The organism is Erythrobacter sp. (assembly GCF_039988855.1).
Classification (GTDB): domain Bacteria; phylum Pseudomonadota; class Alphaproteobacteria; order Sphingomonadales; family Sphingomonadaceae; genus Erythrobacter.
The window spans coordinates 595,523-613,839 of the sequence record NZ_JBDXIY010000019.1 but is presented as its reverse complement, the minus strand read 5'-3'; the positions used below and the strand labels follow the sequence as shown (position 1 = coordinate 613,839).

Genomic DNA, 18,317 nt, shown 5'->3' with positions numbered 1-18,317 from the left:
ATGAACAAACTCGAAGAAATCTGCCATGCCAAGACTGGCGAAGTTGCAACTCGTAAGGCTGCGACCACAATCGCAGCGCTTGAAGCGAGCGCTGCAAAGCAAACGGCCCCTCGCGGGTTTGAAGCGGCTCTTCGTAAGAAAGCAGAAACCGGTTTTGCCCTTATCGCAGAGGTCAAAAAGGCGAGCCCTTCCAAAGGCCTTATCCGTCCAGATTTCCGGCCCGCTGATCATGCGCGCGACTATGAAAAAGGCGGCGCGGCTTGCCTTTCTGTCCTGACCGATGCCCCCTATTTCCAAGGGCACGAGGACTATCTCATCGAAGCGCGTGCAGCATGCGCTCTTCCTGCCCTGCGCAAGGATTTCATGGTCGATCCGTGGCAGTGCCTTGAAGCGCGCAGCATCGGGGCAGACGCCATCCTGATCATCGTCGCAGCGCTCGGCAACACGGTTATGACCGAAATCGAAGCGGCCGCGCACGAGCGCCAGATGGACGTGCTGGTCGAAGTGCACAATGAAGCAGAGATGGAGCGCGCCCTTACCCATCTCAAAAGCCGCCTAATCGGTGTCAACAACCGCGATCTCAAGACATTCACAACCTCATTAGAGACGACAGAACGCCTCGCGCCGATGGCCCCGGAAGGCACAATGCTTATCGGGGAAAGCGGCATTGCGAGCCATGGCGACTGCCGGCGCCTTGCCCGTTCGGGCGTGCGCGGGTTCCTTGTCGGGGAAAGCCTGATGCGCGCCGATGATGTCGCGGCGGCGACGTCAAAGCTCTTGAACGGATAACTTGCCGGTAAGACCGGCTCCACTGTCCTACACCGGCGAAAAATGGCATTAGGTGAGCGCAATGACCATTCAACCGCGTCCATCATCGAACAAAGCGATTAGAATACGCGTGATTGATCGATTAGGTTTCTGTTCTTAGACAGTGTGTCAACTGTGTCAAAAAGCGCTGAAAAGGAAAGAAAATGAGCGGCTTAACCCACATTGCTGAAAACGGTGCGGCGCACATGGTCGATGTGGGCGGCAAAGCCGAAACACACCGCGTAGCAATCGCAAGCGGACTTATCACCATGTCGAAGGACGCTCTTGAGGCAATCCGCCAAGGCGATGCACCCAAAGGCGACGTATTGGGCACTGCACGCGTGGCCGGAATAATGGCAGCCAAACGCACAGGTGATCTCATCCCGCTGTGCCACCCTTTGGGCCTCGAAGCGGTCGCCGTGGACTTCGCTCTTGAACCAACCTCCATCCGCGTCACCGCAACTGCCTCTCTTACTGGCAAGACGGGTGTAGAGATGGAGGCCATGGTTGCCGTCTCCACTGCCCTTCTCACCATTTACGATATGGCGAAGGCCATCGACAAAGCCATGGTTATTGGCGAGGTGCGCCTAATCGAAAAACGCGGCGGCAAATCCGGAATTTGGAAGGCCCAAGAGGATAGCGCCAATTGAGCGGTTGGCTTGATCTGGACGAGGCACAGCGGCAGCTGTTGTCTCTTGCACCGGTTATGGGCAGCGAAGACGCGGCGATCGAGGCCGCCCTTGGCCGCGTCCTTACCGCAGATATATACGCCCGCCGAACACAGCCTCCCGCTGACCTTTCGGCGATGGACGGATATGCCATTTGCGGCGAAGGCCCGTGGAAGGTGATAGGCGAAAGCCGGTGCGGTGCACCCTTTGTGGGAACTCTTAAAACCGGAACCTCCGTTCGCATTTCAACCGGCGCTCATATGCCAGTTGGGGCCGAAAGCGTTCTGCTGCAAGAAAACGCGGTGCGCGGCGAAGACAGCGTCTCTTCCACGGAAACGCCCCCTATTGGCCGCCACATCAGGCGCCGCGGTTTCGACTTTAGCGATGGTGACCCCTTGATAAATGCCGGTGCCGCCATTGGCCCCGCTCACATCGCTCTCGCATTGTCAGGCGGCCATACGAAAGTGCCGGTGAGGCGCCTCCCGAAAGTCACCGTAATAGACAGCGGGGATGAGCTGGCCTCTGACCCGGAAAACTGCGGGCCAGACCAAATTCCCGCCAGCAATGGAGCAATGATTGCTGCAATGGCGGCTCCCTTGGTGGGAAAGGCAAAACGCATTGGGCCGGTCGGTGACAATATGGCCGCCTTAGCATCGGCGCTTGTTCACGCCGACGACTGCGACATCTTGATCACCTCTGGCGGAGCATCGGTTGGGGACCACGACCTTGTCCAAGATGCTCTACGAGAATGGGGCGCGGATATTGCTTTTTGGAAAGTCGCGATGAAGCCCGGCAAACCCTTGATGGTGGCAACGCGCCAGAGTGGTGATCGCCGCCAACTTGTGTTGGGCCTGCCGGGCAATCCCGTCTCCAGCTTCGTTACCGCTTTCCTGTTCGCCCTTCCCGCCATTCGTCAATGTCTTGGATTCGCAAACCCGTTGCCCTTGGCGCAAACCCGTATTGCAGGACAAACCTTCCCCGCCGTCGGGCAGCGGCGCGAGTTCGTGCGCGGCATTAGCGACGGGACATCCGTGATCACTGCAAATTCTCAGGACTCAAGCGCGCTTGCATCATTGGCCTCTGCGAATTGTCTTATTGATCGCGCTCCCGGCGCGCCCGAAACTGCCAAAGCTGAGCCTGTGACCGTCTATAGCCTCCAGAATGGCGGTTTTGCAGGGGCTTAGTGCTTCGATGCGCTTGACTTGACGAATCAAGTTGCCTATTCGTTCCGCATTCGTTCACCATAAAGGTGCAACGGTTAGCGTTCTGTATCGCACCTGTTCCGATTATTCGGTTTGGTGCCTCTGTGGAGTGCGTGACTTTGGCACTGTGCGTTGAAGCTAATTGGCTTTGGGGCACATAGAGTGCAGTTGATGGAGTTTGCCCATGCTAACGGCAAAGCAACACGAACTGATCCGTTTCATTCAGCAGCGTCTGGAAGAGACCGGTATTTCACCTAGTTTTGAAGAAATGAAAGAGGCGCTCGATTTGAAGAGCAAGTCGGGCGTTCACCGCCTGATTTCCGCACTCGAAGAACGCGGCTTTATCCGGCGCTTGCCCAACCGGGCCCGCGCGCTTGAAGTGATCAAGAACCCTGAGGATTCCACCCCCATCCCGCGCAATACTACGACGCTGGCCGCAAACGATAGGGTTATCTCCAATGCGGCCGCTCCAACGACGAGCACGCCAAAGCCGGCGCCCGAAGCAGCCAATGACGTGATTGAAATTCCCCTTCACGGCCGAATTGCTGCTGGCGCTCCTATAGAGGCGCTCGAGGGACAAAGTTCGCTCCCAGTACCTGCGGCCTTGCTTGGCCCGGGTGAGCATTATGCGCTTGAGGTGTCTGGCGATTCAATGATTGAAGCTGGAATTTTTGATGGTGACTTTGCGCTTGTACGCAGAACCAACACTGCGCGTGACGGGGAAATTGTCGTCGCACTGGTGAACGGGGAAGAGGCAACTCTCAAATATTTGCACAAAGACGGCAGCCTTGTTCGCCTTGATCCGGCCAATGCCACCTACGATCCGCAAGTTTACGGTCCGGGTGAAGTTGAAGTTCAAGGCAAGCTTGCAGGGCTTCTTCGCCGCTACCATTGATTGGGATGAGCCGGGCGGGACTGGTGCACAGGCCTAGTCGCGTCCGGCGATCCACCAACCATGTGCCCCTTGGCTGTCGCCAACACTGGTGATGGTTTTGTCTTCGAGGTTGATCGCCAGACCGCCTGATTGTTCAAGAAACCCGCGGTCGGCTTTAAGCCATAGCGGGCTGCACGATCTAGGAAGATAACGATCCGCCACTACAATGTCGGCTCGCTCACAGGCCGCCGCAAGGGCGCGTTCTTCGATAAGTTCGCGGTTGCGCGCAAGAAGAAGCGACCAGTCGCGCCCTCCTCGTTTTAGGACGATGGTGCAGAACTCTGGTGAACACCGCGCCCCATCCCAGTCTGCCAATGGGATCGGTTCCGAGGTCACGCTGGCAAGCTCAAGCAAGTTGTCCCGTGAGTAGGAGCTTCGACTGTCTCGCAAGGATAAGAGATTGCGGCTGCCATCAGGAGAATTCAGGGTAAGCCCGACATGCCTGCCATCTCTTCCGATCAAGAGATCTGGAATTGGCGTCGCCAATAGCATGAGTGTCGCGATTGATGCTGGAATAAATCCAAGCAATCTTGCCTTGCCAGTCCACAAAGCCAGCCAAAGACCGCCTGTTGTAAACAAAGCAATCGTCACCCCGCTCATCTGCGGCATCAGCTTGACCGCGCCAGGTTGAGCGGACGTGAAGTGAGCGATCGCCAAGAGAAAATCGAGTGACTTTTCAGTAAGCCACCAAAAGGGCGCTCCCATCCCTACGGTGTCAAAGGCAAGGCCTAGAGCAATAAGGGGCATGGAAATGAATGTGACAAGGGGTATCGCCAGTACGTTTGCAAAGGCACCATAAAGCCCTGCTCGGTGAAAATGGAACAGCACAATCGGCATAAGAGCAATCTCGATCACAAGCCCTGTCAGGAACAGGATTGCAGTGCCCCGTCCGAGGCGGGCCAAGACACTCTCTTCACGCGGTGCCAGAAAGGCCTGGACTGGTTTGCTTGAGTGCAAAGCTACGATCGCCAGCACTGCTGAGAAGCTCATTTGAAAACTTGGACCAATCACGCTCTCTGGCCACAACAGGAGGACAAAAATTGCCGCCACCGCCACCATACGTAACGACAATGCATCCCTGCCACTTGCAAGCGCGATCAGGACAAGCATAGCCGCCGCACATGCCCGAACCGTGGGGACCTGCGCGCCGGTCAAAAGCGTGTAACCAATGCCCGCCAGCGCCCCGACACCAGCAGCGATCACTGGCAATCGCACACGCAAGGCAAGCGAGGGAAGAAGAGCCATCAGTTTAAGAGCCAAGAAATAGGCAGCACCAATGACGGCGCTCACGTGCAATCCGCTGATTGCGAGCAAGTGGGTTAACCCAGCGTCACGCATCGCTGCTCTGTCAGTGGCATCAATTGCGCCGCGATCTCCGCTTGCGAAAGCCGCTGCGATGTCGCCGGCAGAACCGTCAACGCGTGTTCGGACGTGGGCCGACAGGGCTCTCTGCGTACGCGCTACAACTCCCGACGTCTCAGCAGGCATGACAAGTTCAACACGGCCAATAACGCTGCCCGAAGCGGCCAAGCCTTTGAACCAAGCTGCTCGTGCAAAATCGTATGCACCAGGCAGCATCGGGCTTGCTGGAGGCATCAAACGGACCCGCATCCGGACCACCGCTCCTTCGGTCAATTTGCCAATGCCATCCGCAAAACCTGTTTCAGCGGCCGTTTCAACCTCAGTAGCCAAGGGAACATTTACACGGATCTTTCTGCTTTCGCCGCTCTCAGCGTCTCGAATAGCCATGGTGAGGCGGATGCGGTCTTGGGCTGGCTGGTCCTCACGCGCGAGGATGTAACCTTGAACACGCTCTACCGTTGGCCGCTCAATCGCTGACGCACCCACGAATTCTGATCGGATCCAGATGACGCTGATCCCAGCGGCAAAAAGCAAGGCGCACGCAATGATAGCACCGCGCAAATGATCCCGCTCCAACTTGTCACGCCATACAGCGAAGGCAAAGAGTGCGAGCAACATCGAAAAACCGATTACGCTTGCCCATTGCCATGGGGACTTAAGGTAAAACCAAAAGAGGATGCCGCTTGCGAAGATCACCGCCAACCAAGGGGCACGATCAAATCCGGCTTCGGCAAGAAAACGTTCCGTCCGATCTGCAAATGCAACGCCGATGGCATTCCAAATACTGGACAATCCAGCATCCCTTTGCCACAGGCCAGCGAAAGCCTTTCGAGGCGGGACTGGGATCTCACCCCACGCGGCATCTTCGCCAGCGGGTTTGTCTCCCATCGGAATAATCGGCGCATCGGCCATCGGCTCGCTTCCCCCAAGGGCAGGCACCGTTCCTTTTGCACCAAACGGATAGGAAGCTTAATTCTATGACGGCCCCTACGTCAAATTCTTTGAACGATGCCCCTGTTGTTACCAGGTTTGCGCCCTCGCCTACTGGCTTCTTGCATATTGGCGGTGCGCGTACGGCGTTGTTCAACTGGCTGTTTGCCCGGCATCACGGCGGCAAAGCGCTTCTTCGGATTGAAGACACCGACAAGAAGCGGTCTAACCAAGACGCGATAGATGCCATTTTGGATGGGCTTGATTGGCTGGGGTTGGATTATGACGATGATCCAGTTTTTCAGTCCAAGCGTGCAGAGCGTCATGCCGAAGTTGCACATATGCTGCTTGAGGCTGGGCACGCCTATAAGTGTTTTGCGACGCCGGAAGAGCTAGAAGAAATGCGGGCTGAGCAACGCGCAAGCAAACAACCCATGCGTTACGATGGCCGCTGGAGGGATCGGGGCCCAAACGAAGCGCCTAATGGGGCTTCATTCACTGTGCGCCTCAAAACCCCACAAGAGGGCGAAGCAACCATTGAAGATAGCGTTCAAGGCAGCGTTTCAGTAAGAAATGAAGAGCTCGACGACTACATCATCCTGCGCGCAGACGGCACACCCACCTATATGCTTGCAGCTGTCGTGGATGATCACGATATGGGTGTGACGCACGTCATCCGCGGCGATGACCACCTCAACAATGCCTTCCGCCAGTTGCCGATTTACCGGGCAATGGATGATATTGAGGGCGGGTGGCCTGATCCGACCTATGCCCATGTGCCGTTGATCCACGGCGCTGACGGCGCCAAACTTTCAAAACGGCACGGCGCGCTGGGTGCGGAAACCTATCGCGATGAATTCGGCATTTTGCCCGAGGCCCTGTTCAATTATTTGCTCCGCCTTGGTTGGGGACATGGCGATCGTGAGGAAATCACGCGCGGCGAAGCGATTGAGCTGTTTGAGCTTTCTGGTGTTGGCAAAAGCCCCTCACGCTTCGATCTGAAGAAGCTTGAAAACCTTAACGGGCATTACATCCGCGAGAAGGATGACGCTAAGCTCGCCCCACTCGTAGCAAAGCGGCTTGAGACGGATGCAGACCTGGCGCTTTTGGCTAAGGCCATGCCAGTCCTAAAAACCCGCGCAAAGAACCTCGACGAACTCGCTGAAGGCGCTGGCTTTCTGTTCGCGAAGAGACCTCTGGTAATGACAGAGAAAGCAGCAAAACTGCTCGACGATGATGGCCGGGCACGACTTAGTTCCATTTCCAAGGCATTAGCTGGCGAAAATGACTGGACAATGGAAGCTCTCGAAGCCACTACGAAAGCGCTTGCAGAGGAACTGGAATTGGGCTTCGGCAAGCTGGCGCAGCCAATGCGCGCTGCCCTTACCGGGACGACAACCTCGCCCGGAATTTTTGACGTACTGGTCCTTTTAGGACGGGATGAATCCTTGGCTCGCATTGACGCGCAAGCTTCTTAAGAAGTTGAGCCGGTTTGGTTCAAAGAAAGATTGATTAGGAGACACATGGTGGCTGACAAGCAAGCGAAGCTCGAACTTGGCGGTGCGACAAACGATTTTCCAGTGCTCGAAGGCAGCACTGGGCCCGACGTAATCGACATTCGCAAGCTGTATGGCGCAACCGGCGCGTTCACCTTTGACCCTGGCTATAAATCAACAGCCAGCTGCGAAAGCGCTCTGACTTATATCGATGGTCAAGAAGGCATCTTGCTTCATCGTGGCTATCCAATCGGTCAGCTCGCTGAACACTCTAGCTTCATGGAAGTGAGCTATCTGCTGTTGAATGGCGAGCTGCCAAATGCTGGTGAGCTCAACACATTTGAAAACACCATCACTAATCACACGATGCTGCACGAGCAGTTGATGACATTCTATCGTGGCTTTCGCCGCGACGCGCACCCGATGGCGATTATGTGCGGCGTGGTTGGCGCGTTGTCAGCGTTTTATCACGACAGCACTGACATCTCCGATCCTGAGCACCGCAAGATTTCGTCGCATCGCTTGATCGCAAAGATGCCAACTATCGCTGCGATGGCATACAAATATGCCGTCGGTCAGCCATTCCTTTATCCGGATAACTCACTGTCATACACGGGCAATTTCCTGCGTATGACGTTTGGGGTTCCGGCCGAGGAATATGAAATTCACCCGGCGATTGAAAAAGCAATGGACCGGATATTCATCCTCCATGCCGACCACGAACAAAACGCGTCGACCTCCACTGTGCGTCTTGCAGGTTCGTCGGGCGCCAACCCATTTGCGTGTATCGCCGCGGGCATTGCATGCCTTTGGGGTCCCGCACACGGCGGTGCAAACGAAGCCGCGCTCAACATGCTCCAAGAGATCGGCACACCTGACCGCATCCCGCATTATATTGAACGCGCAAAAGACAAGAACGATCCATTCCGTTTGATGGGCTTTGGTCACCGCGTTTACAAAAACTACGACCCGCGCGCGACAGTTATGCAGAAGACACTTCGTGAAGTGTTTGAAGCGCTTAAAACCACAGATCCGGTGTTCGAAACCGCTCTGAAGCTTGAAGAAATTGCTCTCAACGACGACTACTTCAAAGAGAAGAAGCTGTTCCCGAATGTTGATTTCTACTCAGGCATCATTTTGAGCTCAATCGGCTTCCCGACAACCATGTTCACGGCGCTCTTCGCTCTGGCACGCACTGTGGGTTGGGTTGCTCAGTGGAACGAAATGATCTCTGATCCAGCACAAGTCATCGGCCGTCCGCGTCAGCTTTACACTGGCCCTACTCAACGCGATTATGTGCCAGTTGGCCAACGCTAATCGACGGATAAACAGTTAGAAATGGCGCGGTTTGCAGATGTGCAAGCCGCGCCTTTTTATTGCTAAGGCGCGGCTTACACACTTTCGAGCGCGGGCAAACTCAAACGGAACTGTGCGCCGATGTGATCTGCATTTTCGTCTTGGGTAAGAACCTCAAGGTCGCCATCCATCGCGAGGGCCAGCTTACGCGAGATAAACAGTCCGAGCCCTGATCCGGTGTCATTGCCACCATCGCTATCTCTGCCAAGCCGCTCAAATTTATCAAAAATCTTGTCTGCCTGCTCGGGTGTCACGCCCGGTCCTTGATCACTCACGGTTACGCTGACCTGTCCGCGCGCGTCCTCATCCACGCGCACTGTTACTTGGCTGCGTTCAGGAGAATAAGCGATCGCATTCCCAACTAGGTTGATGAGTATCTGAAGCACACGGCGAAATTCGGCGTGTGCGTAGAGTGGAGATGCCAGCTTATCGACCTTAACGGAAATGCCCCGCGCTTGCGCTCTCACACCCAAAATGCCGGCGGCTCGCTGCGCCACATCTGCCAAATCAACCCGTTCTTTAGCCGTTTCAAAGCCGGGGGCTTCCACCACTTCGAGATCCGCAAGATCATCGAGCATCCCTGCAAGATGTTGACCAGCAGCCGCAATGTTGGCGGCGTATTCACTGTATTCGGCGCGCAAGGGGCCAGCGAGGCGCGAATGAATAGTCTCAGCATTGGCAACGATGCGAGCAATGGGTTGGCGCAAGACAGGTGTGAGCGCGCTGCCAACCAAACGCGAATGTTCTGGTGCGTCACTTTCCGTCTCGTCATCTTTCGGCATATCCGATGCCAAGGGTTCATTTGCGATCAGCAAGAGTTCAAAACCACGCGGTGCGAAGGCGGACGGGCCAACGGGCAACAAACGTGCACGCCAAGTACGGTTTGACCCCGGAATGACCGCCTTCGTCCCATCAAGCAGCCGCCAATGGAGCGGCTGTTCGTGGGTAATACCTTCAAGCTCTAAATATTCGCTCCAGAGCTTTCCCGGTTGATCCTCGACAGCTTTAGAGAGCATCTGAGCATCGCTGCTCAATGTGGTGATAACTTGAAGGTTTTGCCACGCATCAAGCCGCGCCGTGATTTCGGCCGAAGCTTTGTCAGCAGCATCAAGCCAATCCACGCTGGCGCGCGAATGCCCTTCATCCACCGCGCCGTTCAACCAATTCTCGATAATAATCTCACAACCGCCGAGAACGCTGTGATCATCCATGTTTGCGTCAAGCACAGGATTTACTCGGACAAACCCGTCAACCTTATCTTGACCGTCGAACGCGCTGAACTCGCGGGCAATACGAAGGCCGCGTTCACGGCATTGGCGCACAAGATCGCGCAATTCTGGCACCGCCAATGCCCCCGGCAACCTACCGCCGCACGCCTCTTGCAATTCAGCAAGAAGCTCATCCGCTTTTACAAGCCGATCGTGCTCATCGGTTAAACCGTAAGCGGCGACGATGGATTGTTGGCGGTTCATGAGCGGCGTCTAGACCTCGCTCAATTCGCGCAAAGTGTCCTGCGCAACCGTCTGAGAGAGCATCTCAAATTGGCTTGGCAATGATTTGGTGCAGCCAAGGATCGTCAATTGGCTGTCAATCGAATGCGAGCTCAGCCCAGCAGCCTTTAGCATTAGAGCGAGCCTTACAGTATGGCTTTCGTGACAAGCAAAGACAGCCCGGTCACGTTGTTGCTGAGTGAGCGAAGCCAATCCGCTTGTAAACAAAGCAAGGCCAGCGTGGCCCAGATCAAGGGCAGCAACAGCGCCGCCGTGCATAGACGCACTCAGCCTTGCAAAAAGGCCAATTCTTCCCGCGCCCTCGTCATAACGCTGCTTTAGGTTGGTTATGATCGTATCGATTTGACGTTTCTCAGCCCCGAGAGAAACAGCCTCAAAATGCTCCAAAACGCGTCCAAAAACCTCAAAAGGAAGCTCCCCAATAGGAATTTCCATGCGGCGTTGGGATTGTGAAAAGCGCGATTGAGCTGCCAGGGCACTCATCGCAAGCTCAGCAATCTCAGGCTTTTCTGAAGCGATTAACTCCTGAATCAACGGACTGAGCACTGGATCGATCGATGCAGATTGTTCAAGCTTACCAGACAAATACCCTTCGAGCGCACAGGTGTAGAGATGGTCAACGACCGTTTCGTCGGTGGACATTCGCGCGGCCAGCGCGTTTTGCGGGCTCTCTAATTCGGGATTATTCCCTTCGATAACAGGTAGTTCGCCTATCAATTGTTCTGCGATATGGCCTAACATACCCCGCAGGCGCGCGATGATCGCGTCGCCAAAGAGGCTCGGCCCTTCCCCATCGAGCAACTGCCCCACAACAGGCGCAATCGAACGTAGCGCACGGTTGCCGCGCGCCATTTCATCCCGGAGGAATGCATCCACCAAAGTGGACTGAGATCGGTCTATGGCCTTCTTGCCCATTGCGCAGCACCTACAGGGTTAAGGTTAAGTCCCGGTTAGCCTTACACACTAGCTCACTTTGTCGGGGCACGCAGCAGCAATTGCAAAAGAGCTACCAGCGAGAAGGCAAGTAACGCGGTTTGAAGATGGCCGAATGCGGTGCACACGGCAAAAAATGCAAGGTGCAAGGTCGTGTCACGCCAAAACGGCCGCAAACCCTTACGTTTTTCATCTCCAGCCAGATATGAAAGGCCTATTGCAAACAAAGGGATAGAAACGCTGACCTGCCAGTCGTCTGGCTTTAGATTGGCTATCACCAAGACCAGACATACGAGCGCGATATGCATTGGGGTCATCCAAACCATGGACGTTTTAAGTCCCGTTTGCGCTGACACTCCAGATCGCAGCTTGGCCGAACCATTTGATAGAGCAGCTGCAAATGCGCTCATGCTGGCTAGCGCAATCGCCGCGGCATCATACCCAATTCCGGCCAAACCTGCCGCAATGACCAAGCCAGCGATCCCTAACCCCGCCGATATTTCGCTACCAGCGCCAAACCACCGCCCCGGTGTTAAGCGTATGATGCTTGTGGCTATGGCTGATCCGGGGCCTGCCCAGTTTGCATGAGGCAGATTTGCCTCCATCAAGGCTTTGCCGCGCAGTTCGAGACTTTCGCTGTCGCTCGCCAATATCCATTGGTTGTTTTCAAGAAGGGATACCGGAACATTTTCACGCGGCACCCTTGATTGCAGGCCTACTCGCAATAGCACCGAAACAGCGTCAGCATCATCAGGCATTTCCTTGAGGGCAACGGCACTATCACCTGGCAAGACTGCAACGCCGCCCCAATGGGTTTCCTTATCAATCCGTTGAAAATCAGAAGGATATCCTGTGCTTAAAGGGTGATCTGCGCTGAGTTCAAAGATAGTGTTTTGCAGTTCGCCAGCAGGTTCGAGATCTTCATCTAGCGCATCCTGATCGATGATCAGGCCGTCAAGCTGGACAAACAATTGATCTTCATCACGAACCAGATTGGTCAGTTGCAAGTGATTGCGCAAGGCATGGAAGGAGGCCCCTGCACCTTCCACTCGCTGCTGCTGCGCGATTATCAACTCACTGGCTGGCGTCATGCAAAGGCAAATGACGCGCTCACAGCTCAGCTTTAACGCAAGGTCGACTTGCCATTCGAGCACGCTGCGCCCTGCAAGCTCCTGCGCTGCGCGCAATTCACCGTTTCTTGTCCGCTCGTTCGCCGAGACTAAAGCAATGCGCAAAGCCAATCTCTCCTAAGAATAGGCTGTGCGTAGTCGCTACGCCTTCTGGCCCTGTCGCATCAAGCGCAAGGCGGAGGGTGTTTCCACGATTTTGAGGCAGTTCGAGTTAGAACCGTCCCGGAACGTTGCCGTTAAAGCGGGCAAGTACTGCTTCGATTTTTCGAATTGCGGTCGGTTCACCCGGGGCCGATGCCAGCGCATTCTCCGCCGCTTCAAGCAGGTCTTGAGCATGAAAACTCGCCGCAAGCCCTTTCAAACGGTGCGCTGCAACGTTCCAATTTCCGTCACAACGAGAACGCTTTAGCAAGTCGAGCAACTTTTCCGCGCTCTCAAGAAAAGCACCGCGAAGTTCGCCCAGCAACACTGAGTTATCACCCGCTGCCGCCGCGAGAGTCGCATCAAGAGCACCACTTTCATATACCATAAAGACCGGATTAGCCGGATTCGGGTTAATGTGGGGTTTATCCTTCCCTCGGCTGTGGTATTCTGGCGATATGGCAAGTGGAAAGCACATTCGCGCGGTCGGGCAAAAAGCTGCGATCAAGGCGCAATCCGATACAGGTTCAACGGCAGATGGTGCCGATCTCAGCGAAGGCGTTGATTTTGCCGACGCGATCGAACCAGAGGACGAACTGGATCTGGCGCAATACGATCTGGATGAAGGGGATGAGGTGCAAAGCGTTTCGCCAAGGCTTTCCTGGCTTGCGCCTGCGCTGGCCATTTTGGCAGTGGTTAGCTGGACCGGATTTTACGGTTGGGCCATGCAAAATCAGCTTTCAAACGCGGCGGCAACGCCCAGCGATTGGACCCGATTGTTAGTGGATTGGTCTGTGCCCATCCTTTTAATCGGCGTATCATGGCTTCTGGCGATGCGCCATTCCCGGGCCGAAGCCAATCGCTTTGCACAAAGCGCCGCGCTTCTCTCTCAAGAAAGCCGCGAGCTTGAAAGCCGTCTGACAGTTGTAAACCGCGAGTTGAGCTTGGCGCGCGAATTCCTAAGCGCACAATCACGCGAGCTTGAAAGCTTGGGCCGTATGGCGAGTGAGCGTATCTCCGCCCATGCCGATACATTGCAAGGTCTGATCAAAACCAACGGCAAACAAGTCGATGCAATCGGAAACGCTAGTGAGAGCGCTCTGGCCAATATGACCCGGCTCCGAGATGACTTACCTGTCGTTGCGAATTCCGCACGCGATGTGTCTAATCAGGTCGGTGCAGCAGGGCGCACAGCCCATGACAATCTGGAAAGACTGGTCACAAGCTTCGATCGCTTAAACGAATTCGGCAGAGCCAGCGAAACGCAGGTGACATCGGTCGAAGGCCGTGTTGGCGAGGTCCTTACACGATTTGAAGAACAAATAAGCGGGATTGAAGATCGCGCCGGCATGAAGTTAGAAGACGTCAAAGCCAGCACTGAGGAATATCGCGGCGAAGTCGAGGGCGCTGAAACAGCAGCCTTGCAGGCCCTTACGGAGCGTGTGAGCGCCTTGAAAACCGAAACCCAAGAGATGGGATCACAGCTTCGCGAAAGTGAAGAGCAGGCCATGGCTCGGCTCGACGCTTCGAAAGAACGCTTCAGTGATGAAGTCGTCAAAGCAATCAATTGGCTCGATGAAGTTGATGCAAAAGCGATTAATCTGGCGCAAAAACGGGTCGACGATCTCAATGCGAAAGTTGCCGTCTTTGTTGACCAGCTTGAAACACGCGACCGCCAATTCAATGAACAAGTTGTTCGGGTGCAAGAGGAATTTTCGACCAATGAAGCACAGGCAAGCGAAGTTCTTTCGCAGCGCCTCGCTGACCTTGATGACGCCCTATCTCAACGACGCCAAGCGCATATCGCTGAGACGGATAAGCTGGTCTCTCATTCCGCAGAACTTAATGAGAAGATTGAACAACTGTCTGGGCTCATCACGCAAGCAACCCAGCAATCTGGCTCTGCCGAAGCAATTCTGGCTTCAGGTTTGGATTCTCTCGATGGCCAAATTGATGCGAAGCGTGAGAAGCTTCGTCAGACACAGGACGAGATCAACGAGCTCACCGAATCCGGTGTGCGTTTACTCGAGATCATCCAATCAAGCGCAACTTTCACCCGTGAAGATTTACCGGAAGCGATGAAGGAAACACTTGGAACCCTCTCTAATGTTGAGGAGCGCGCCCTGGAAGTGTCTACGCTTATGCTGGCCACTAGTGAAAAGGCCGACGCGCTTACCAACTATTTGATCGAAGCACGCGGTAAGGTCGATGAAAACGATGCTTCAATCGAGGCGCTACATTTCAAAACTGCCGAAAACTCTGAAGAGGCTCTGGCCCGCATTCAAGGGCTGCAAAGCGGCCTTGCAAGGCTTGCAGAAGAAAGTGAGACGGTCGCAGGGGCCACTCAAGAACGCCTACGCGAAGAGCTTACCAAGTTGGATATAGCGACAAAGGAAGTGTTCGAAACACTCGACACGGGGGCCCGGGAAAAGGTCACTGCCCTTGCCGATTCTTTGTCAAAGCAGGCCGTCGAAGACCTCGAACGGTCATTGCGCAACAACTCAGCCGAGGCCGCCGGCAAATTGGAACAGGCGGCTGCACACGCATCAGGTGTTGGGCGTGAGGCCACCGTTCAGCTGCGTGATCAACTCGCGAAAGTGAATGAGCTCACTAAGAACCTCGAACAACGCATCGCTCGCTCACGCGAACTTGCAGAGGAGCAAGTCAATAATGACTTTGCACGGCGTATGGCGTTGATCACCGACAGCCTGAACTCTTCAGCAATCGACCTTACATCTGCGCTGTCTCACGAGGTTTCTGACACCTCTTGGGATGACTATCTTAAAGGCGATCGCGGCATCTTTACCCGGCGGGCCGTGCGATTGATCGATAATGGCAACGCGCGTGAGATTGCTGACCTTTATCAGAGTGATGATGAGTTTAGGGCCAATGTCAGCCGTTATATTCACGACTTCGAAGCGATGCTGCGTTCGGTGCTTTCCACCCGCGATGGCAAGGCATTGGGCGTCACGATTTTGGGTTCCGATGTAGGCAAGCTCTACGTTGTGCTCGCGCAGTCAATCGAACGCCTGCGTCAGTAAGGGCCTTTAATTGCGGACTGCGACACTGCTTGGAGGTTTGGGCAGAATGTCCAAGTCCTGCGGAGACACCCAACCATATTCGAAGTTGAGCACAAACAAGCTCGTCAAGACAATCGCGATTATGGTTGCGCGAACAAGGATTTTTCTGGGCCTGAAACTCGATGGCGCGCTCTCAGCTTGGCCGGGAACTAACGCCTCTCCCACCTCTTCAGAAGTGCGGACACCAAAAGGCAGCATGATGAAAGCGCTCATCACCCAGATGAGAAAATAGACCGCGAGGATCGAGGTCCACTGCATCAGTCTGCGGCTTTCGTAAGGCCCGGCATCAGCACACGCACTTGAGGGTTTTTGCCTGACCATCGCCGTGCCGCGCGCCGAGCAGCAAGCCGGGCCGCCTCATGCACAGAAGCAGGATCGCCCGCATCGCGGCCCTTTAACTTCCCGATAGCCTTGAGGATGTCCTCGCGGGTCTCCTCGGCAAATTCTGCCATATCTTCGTCAAGTGGAAGGCCAATCGCTTCGATCAAAGGAGCCTCGCCTCTTGCCAGCACAACGATAACCATGCCTTCGAACGACACGCGGCGGCGTGTGTTGACTGCATCCCCGTCGGCAGGGGAAATGATGTCTCCGTCCAGCACAAGGCGGCCATTGCGCACCTCGGCAATCTTGCCCGGCTCACCCGGAGCAAGGCGCACAATATCGCCATTGGATTGCACAACATTGCTGGGAATGCCGCACTCTTTGCCCACACGCGCTTGCTCGCGCATGTGACGCATCTCGCCATGAACAGGGATGAGCACCTCTGGTTTCAACCAGCTATACAGCGCTTCCAATTCAGGGCGGCCCGGGTGGCCAGATACGTGAATAAAACTCTGCCGGTCGGTGATCATTTCGATCCCGCGCGCGGCAAGCTGGTTCTGCATCTTACCCACCGCGATTTCATTGCCGGGAATGAGGCGCGATGAGAACAAGATCACATCGCCGGGCGCCAGTTCCAGCGGGTGATTGTCATCAGCAATTCGGGCCAAAGCGGCACGTGGTTCGCCCTGCCCGCCGGTTGCCAAAATCATCACCTCACCGCGCGGCAAGCGCATAGCGGTGTCAAAGTCGACGGGCTTGGGGAAATCCTGCAGATACCCATTGTCCTGTGCCACTTCGAGGATGCGATCAATCGAACGCCCTGCAACGCACACCTGCCGCCCAGTTTCGCGGGCCACTTCGCCAAGTGTGTGAAGCCGCGCAACATTGCTCGCAAAAGTGGTTACGAGGACGCGCTTGCCCTTATGCTTGGCGACCTCTTCCATCAGGCCTTTGTGTACAGCCCCTTCCGATCCAGAAGGGTTCGGATTGAAGACATTAGTGCTATCGCACACAAGCGCCATCACACCCTCATCACCAATAGCGCGCAGCTCTTCTTCGGTCGTAGGCTCACCGATGATGGGGTCTTCGTCGAGCTTCCAATCGCCGGTGTGGAATACGCGGCCATAAGGCGTGTCGATCAAAAGTGCATTGCCCTCTGCGATAGAGTGGGCAAGCGGGAGGTAAGTGACGTTGAAGGGCCCAATGTCAATCTGGCCGTGGTCTTCTTCAATAATGTTAAGCTCAACCTTGCCAAGCAGTCCGGCCTCCTCGAGCTTTCTGGCGACCAAGTCAGCGGTGAACGGCGTTGCGTAAAGCGGGACGCCAAGCTCGCCTGCGAAGTAAGGCACTGCGCCAATGTGGTCTTCATGCGCATGGGTCAGGACGATGCCGAGAAGGTCCTTAGTGCGCTCTTCAATGAAGTCGAGATCGGCAAAAACAAGGTCAACGCCCGGGTATTCGCCCCCCGAAAACGTCATTCCGAGATCGACCATCAACCATTTGCCATCACAGCCATACAGGTTGACGTTCATGCCAATTTCGCCCGAGCCACCAAGGGCGAGGAACAGCAGTTCTTGTTCTGGTTTATATTTTTTGTTCACGGGTTTTGTTGTCGTTCTATCCCAATGATCTTTCGATCAGTTCGCGGCCACTTTGGCCAAAATCGCAAGTCCCTCAATCGTCAGATCGGTATCGACTTCATCAAAAATTTCCGTCGCATCATCGAACAAGATCGCAAGGCCGCCGGTCGCCACCACTTTGGCGGGGCGCCCGATTTCGGTCTTCATCCGCTCAACAATGCCTTCCATCATAGCGACATAGCCCCAGAACACTCCTATAAGCATTTGGTCTTCGGTGTTGCGCCCGATAACACTATCGCTTGTCGGAGCACGGATCGCAATGCGCGGAAGCTTCGCCGTTTTCCCCACCAATGCGTCGAGTGACAAATTGATCCCCGGCGCGATGGAGCCGCCTTTATACGCCCCTGTAAAGTCAATCGCTTCAAACTTGGTCGCTGTACCAAAGTCGATGCAGATGATGTCGCCGCCATATTTGTGGTGCGCGGCCAGAATGTTGAGAGCGCGGTCTGCGCCAAGTGAGCTTGGTTGATCAACGTCGGCAATGAACGGCCATTTGGCCTTGCCCTCACCCGCCTTTAACGGCGTGATGTTGAAGTACTTTTGACACAGTACGGTCAGATTGTGATCAGCCCGCGGCACCACAGAGGCGTAAATGATATGATTGATATCATCGCGCGACACGCCTTCAATGTTGAGCAATTGCAGCAGCCACACCGCATATTCATCGCCGGTCCGGCGCGGATCTGTTGCAATGCGCCAGCGCGCCTTGGGAGGCGTGACAAAGCCGCCCTTTCCATCAGGCTCAAATAGAGCAAAGACAACATTGGTGTTTCCGACATCAGCCGCGAGCAGCATCGGGTACTCCT

15 protein-coding genes are annotated in these 18,317 nt (G+C 55.3%); 7 read left to right on the top strand and 8 right to left on the bottom strand.

From position 1 onward, the window contains the following. From trpC to lexA, 4 genes are all read left to right on the top strand, one after another. Entirely contained in the window at window positions 1–789 is a 789-nt protein-coding gene (trpC, locus tag ABJ205_RS15030) for an indole-3-glycerol phosphate synthase TrpC (RefSeq protein ID WP_348156943.1), read from the top strand. A 182-nt stretch (window positions 790–971) separates the two neighbouring features. After that, on the top strand, window positions 972–1,457 hold the full coding sequence (gene moaC, locus ABJ205_RS15025; RefSeq protein ID WP_348156940.1) for a cyclic pyranopterin monophosphate synthase MoaC: 486 nt from the start codon (window positions 972–974) through the stop codon (window positions 1,455–1,457). Continuing rightward, window positions 1,454–2,659 (top strand): molybdopterin molybdotransferase MoeA, encoded by a 1,206-nt coding sequence (locus ABJ205_RS15020; RefSeq protein ID WP_348156938.1) that lies wholly within the window; start codon window positions 1,454–1,456, stop codon window positions 2,657–2,659. The genes moaC and ABJ205_RS15020 overlap by 4 nt, the downstream gene beginning before the upstream one ends. 202 nt (window positions 2,660–2,861) lie before the next feature. Next, window positions 2,862–3,572, top strand: coding sequence for a transcriptional repressor LexA (gene lexA, locus ABJ205_RS15015; RefSeq protein ID WP_348156935.1), 711 nt, complete (start codon window positions 2,862–2,864; stop codon window positions 3,570–3,572). Window positions 3,573–3,605: 33 nt separating this feature from the next. Here the strand turns inward: lexA and ABJ205_RS15010 are convergent, their stop codons facing one another. Beyond that, the gene (locus tag ABJ205_RS15010; RefSeq protein ID WP_348510077.1) at window positions 3,606–5,912 is read right to left on the bottom strand and encodes a ComEC/Rec2 family competence protein; all 2,307 of its coding nucleotides are present in this window, start codon (window positions 5,910–5,912) and stop codon (window positions 3,606–3,608) included. 38 nt (window positions 5,913–5,950) lie between these two features. Here ABJ205_RS15010 and gltX point away from each other — a divergent pair, with 38 nt between their 5' ends. Together gltX and ABJ205_RS15000 are read left to right on the top strand one after the other, a co-directional pair. Further along, entirely contained in the window at window positions 5,951–7,381 is a 1,431-nt protein-coding gene (gene gltX / locus ABJ205_RS15005; protein WP_348156930.1) for a glutamate--tRNA ligase, read from the top strand. Between the two features lie 48 nt (window positions 7,382–7,429). Further along, window positions 7,430–8,716 (top strand): citrate synthase, encoded by a 1,287-nt coding sequence (locus ABJ205_RS15000; RefSeq protein ID WP_348156928.1) that lies wholly within the window; start codon window positions 7,430–7,432, stop codon window positions 8,714–8,716. 74 nt (window positions 8,717–8,790) lie between these two features. Here ABJ205_RS15000 and ABJ205_RS14995 read toward each other — a convergent pair whose 3' ends face one another. The 4 genes from ABJ205_RS14995 to ABJ205_RS14980 all read right to left on the bottom strand — a co-directional run bounded on the left by ABJ205_RS14995 (window position 8,791) and on the right by ABJ205_RS14980 (window position 12,858). Then, complete coding sequence (locus ABJ205_RS14995; protein WP_348156926.1) at window positions 8,791–10,227, bottom strand: HAMP domain-containing sensor histidine kinase; 1,437 nt, start codon at window positions 10,225–10,227, stop codon at window positions 8,791–8,793. Window positions 10,228–10,236: 9 nt separating this feature from the next. Continuing rightward, window positions 10,237–11,181 carry a hypothetical protein gene (locus tag ABJ205_RS14990; protein ID WP_348156924.1) on the bottom strand — a complete coding sequence of 315 codons (945 nt, stop codon included), beginning with the start codon at window positions 11,179–11,181 and terminating at the stop codon, window positions 10,237–10,239. A 53-nt stretch (window positions 11,182–11,234) separates the two neighbouring features. Beyond that, window positions 11,235–12,434: a hypothetical protein gene (locus ABJ205_RS14985; protein WP_348156922.1), complete on the bottom strand. Its 1,200-nt coding sequence runs from the start codon at window positions 12,432–12,434 to the stop codon at window positions 11,235–11,237. Window positions 12,435–12,540: 106 nt separating this feature from the next. Next, window positions 12,541–12,858: an Hpt domain-containing protein gene (locus ABJ205_RS14980; RefSeq protein ID WP_348156921.1), complete on the bottom strand. Its 318-nt coding sequence runs from the start codon at window positions 12,856–12,858 to the stop codon at window positions 12,541–12,543. Between the two features lie 28 nt (window positions 12,859–12,886). Between ABJ205_RS14980 and ABJ205_RS14975 the strand changes: the two genes are divergently transcribed. Then, complete coding sequence (locus ABJ205_RS14975) at window positions 12,887–15,511, top strand: ATPase (protein ID WP_348156919.1); 2,625 nt, start codon at window positions 12,887–12,889, stop codon at window positions 15,509–15,511. Between the two features lie 6 nt (window positions 15,512–15,517). Here the strand turns inward: ABJ205_RS14975 and ABJ205_RS14970 are convergent, their stop codons facing one another. Genes ABJ205_RS14970 through ABJ205_RS14960 form a run of 3 tightly spaced genes read right to left on the bottom strand, consistent with a single transcriptional unit; the run spans window position 15,518 to window position 18,306 of the window. Then, window positions 15,518–15,808 carry a DUF1467 family protein gene (locus ABJ205_RS14970; protein ID WP_348156918.1) on the bottom strand — a complete coding sequence of 97 codons (291 nt, stop codon included), beginning with the start codon at window positions 15,806–15,808 and terminating at the stop codon, window positions 15,518–15,520. Beyond that, window positions 15,808–17,472, bottom strand: coding sequence for a ribonuclease J (locus ABJ205_RS14965; RefSeq protein WP_348156915.1), 1,665 nt, complete (start codon window positions 17,470–17,472; stop codon window positions 15,808–15,810). The genes ABJ205_RS14970 and ABJ205_RS14965 overlap by 1 nt, the downstream gene beginning before the upstream one ends. A 36-nt stretch (window positions 17,473–17,508) precedes the next feature. Then, window positions 17,509–18,306, bottom strand: coding sequence for a type III pantothenate kinase (locus ABJ205_RS14960; RefSeq protein ID WP_348156912.1), 798 nt, complete (start codon window positions 18,304–18,306; stop codon window positions 17,509–17,511). Window positions 18,307–18,317: the final 11 nt, after the last annotated feature.

What these genes read in the sequence shown, in the direction of transcription:
- ABJ205_RS14990 (WP_348156924.1), bottom strand. Translation starts at nt 11,181, where the DNA reads ATGGGCAAGAAGGCCATAGACCGATCTCAGTCCACTTTGGTGGATGCA.
- ABJ205_RS14995 (WP_348156926.1), bottom strand. Translation starts at nt 10,227, where the DNA reads ATGAACCGCCAACAATCCATCGTCGCCGCTTACGGTTTAACCGATGAG.
- trpC (WP_348156943.1), top strand. Translation starts at nt 1, where the DNA reads ATGAACAAACTCGAAGAAATCTGCCATGCCAAGACTGGCGAAGTTGCA.
- moaC (WP_348156940.1), top strand. Translation starts at nt 972, where the DNA reads ATGAGCGGCTTAACCCACATTGCTGAAAACGGTGCGGCGCACATGGTC.
- gltX (WP_348156930.1), top strand. Translation starts at nt 5,951, where the DNA reads ATGACGGCCCCTACGTCAAATTCTTTGAACGATGCCCCTGTTGTTACC.
- ABJ205_RS14970 (WP_348156918.1), bottom strand. Translation starts at nt 15,808, where the DNA reads ATGCAGTGGACCTCGATCCTCGCGGTCTATTTTCTCATCTGGGTGATG.
- ABJ205_RS14975 (WP_348156919.1), top strand. Translation starts at nt 12,887, where the DNA reads ATGTGGGGTTTATCCTTCCCTCGGCTGTGGTATTCTGGCGATATGGCA.
- ABJ205_RS14980 (WP_348156921.1), bottom strand. Translation starts at nt 12,858, where the DNA reads ATGGTATATGAAAGTGGTGCTCTTGATGCGACTCTCGCGGCGGCAGCG.
- lexA (WP_348156935.1), top strand. Translation starts at nt 2,862, where the DNA reads ATGCTAACGGCAAAGCAACACGAACTGATCCGTTTCATTCAGCAGCGT.
- ABJ205_RS14960 (WP_348156912.1), bottom strand. Translation starts at nt 18,306, where the DNA reads ATGCTGCTCGCGGCTGATGTCGGAAACACCAATGTTGTCTTTGCTCTA.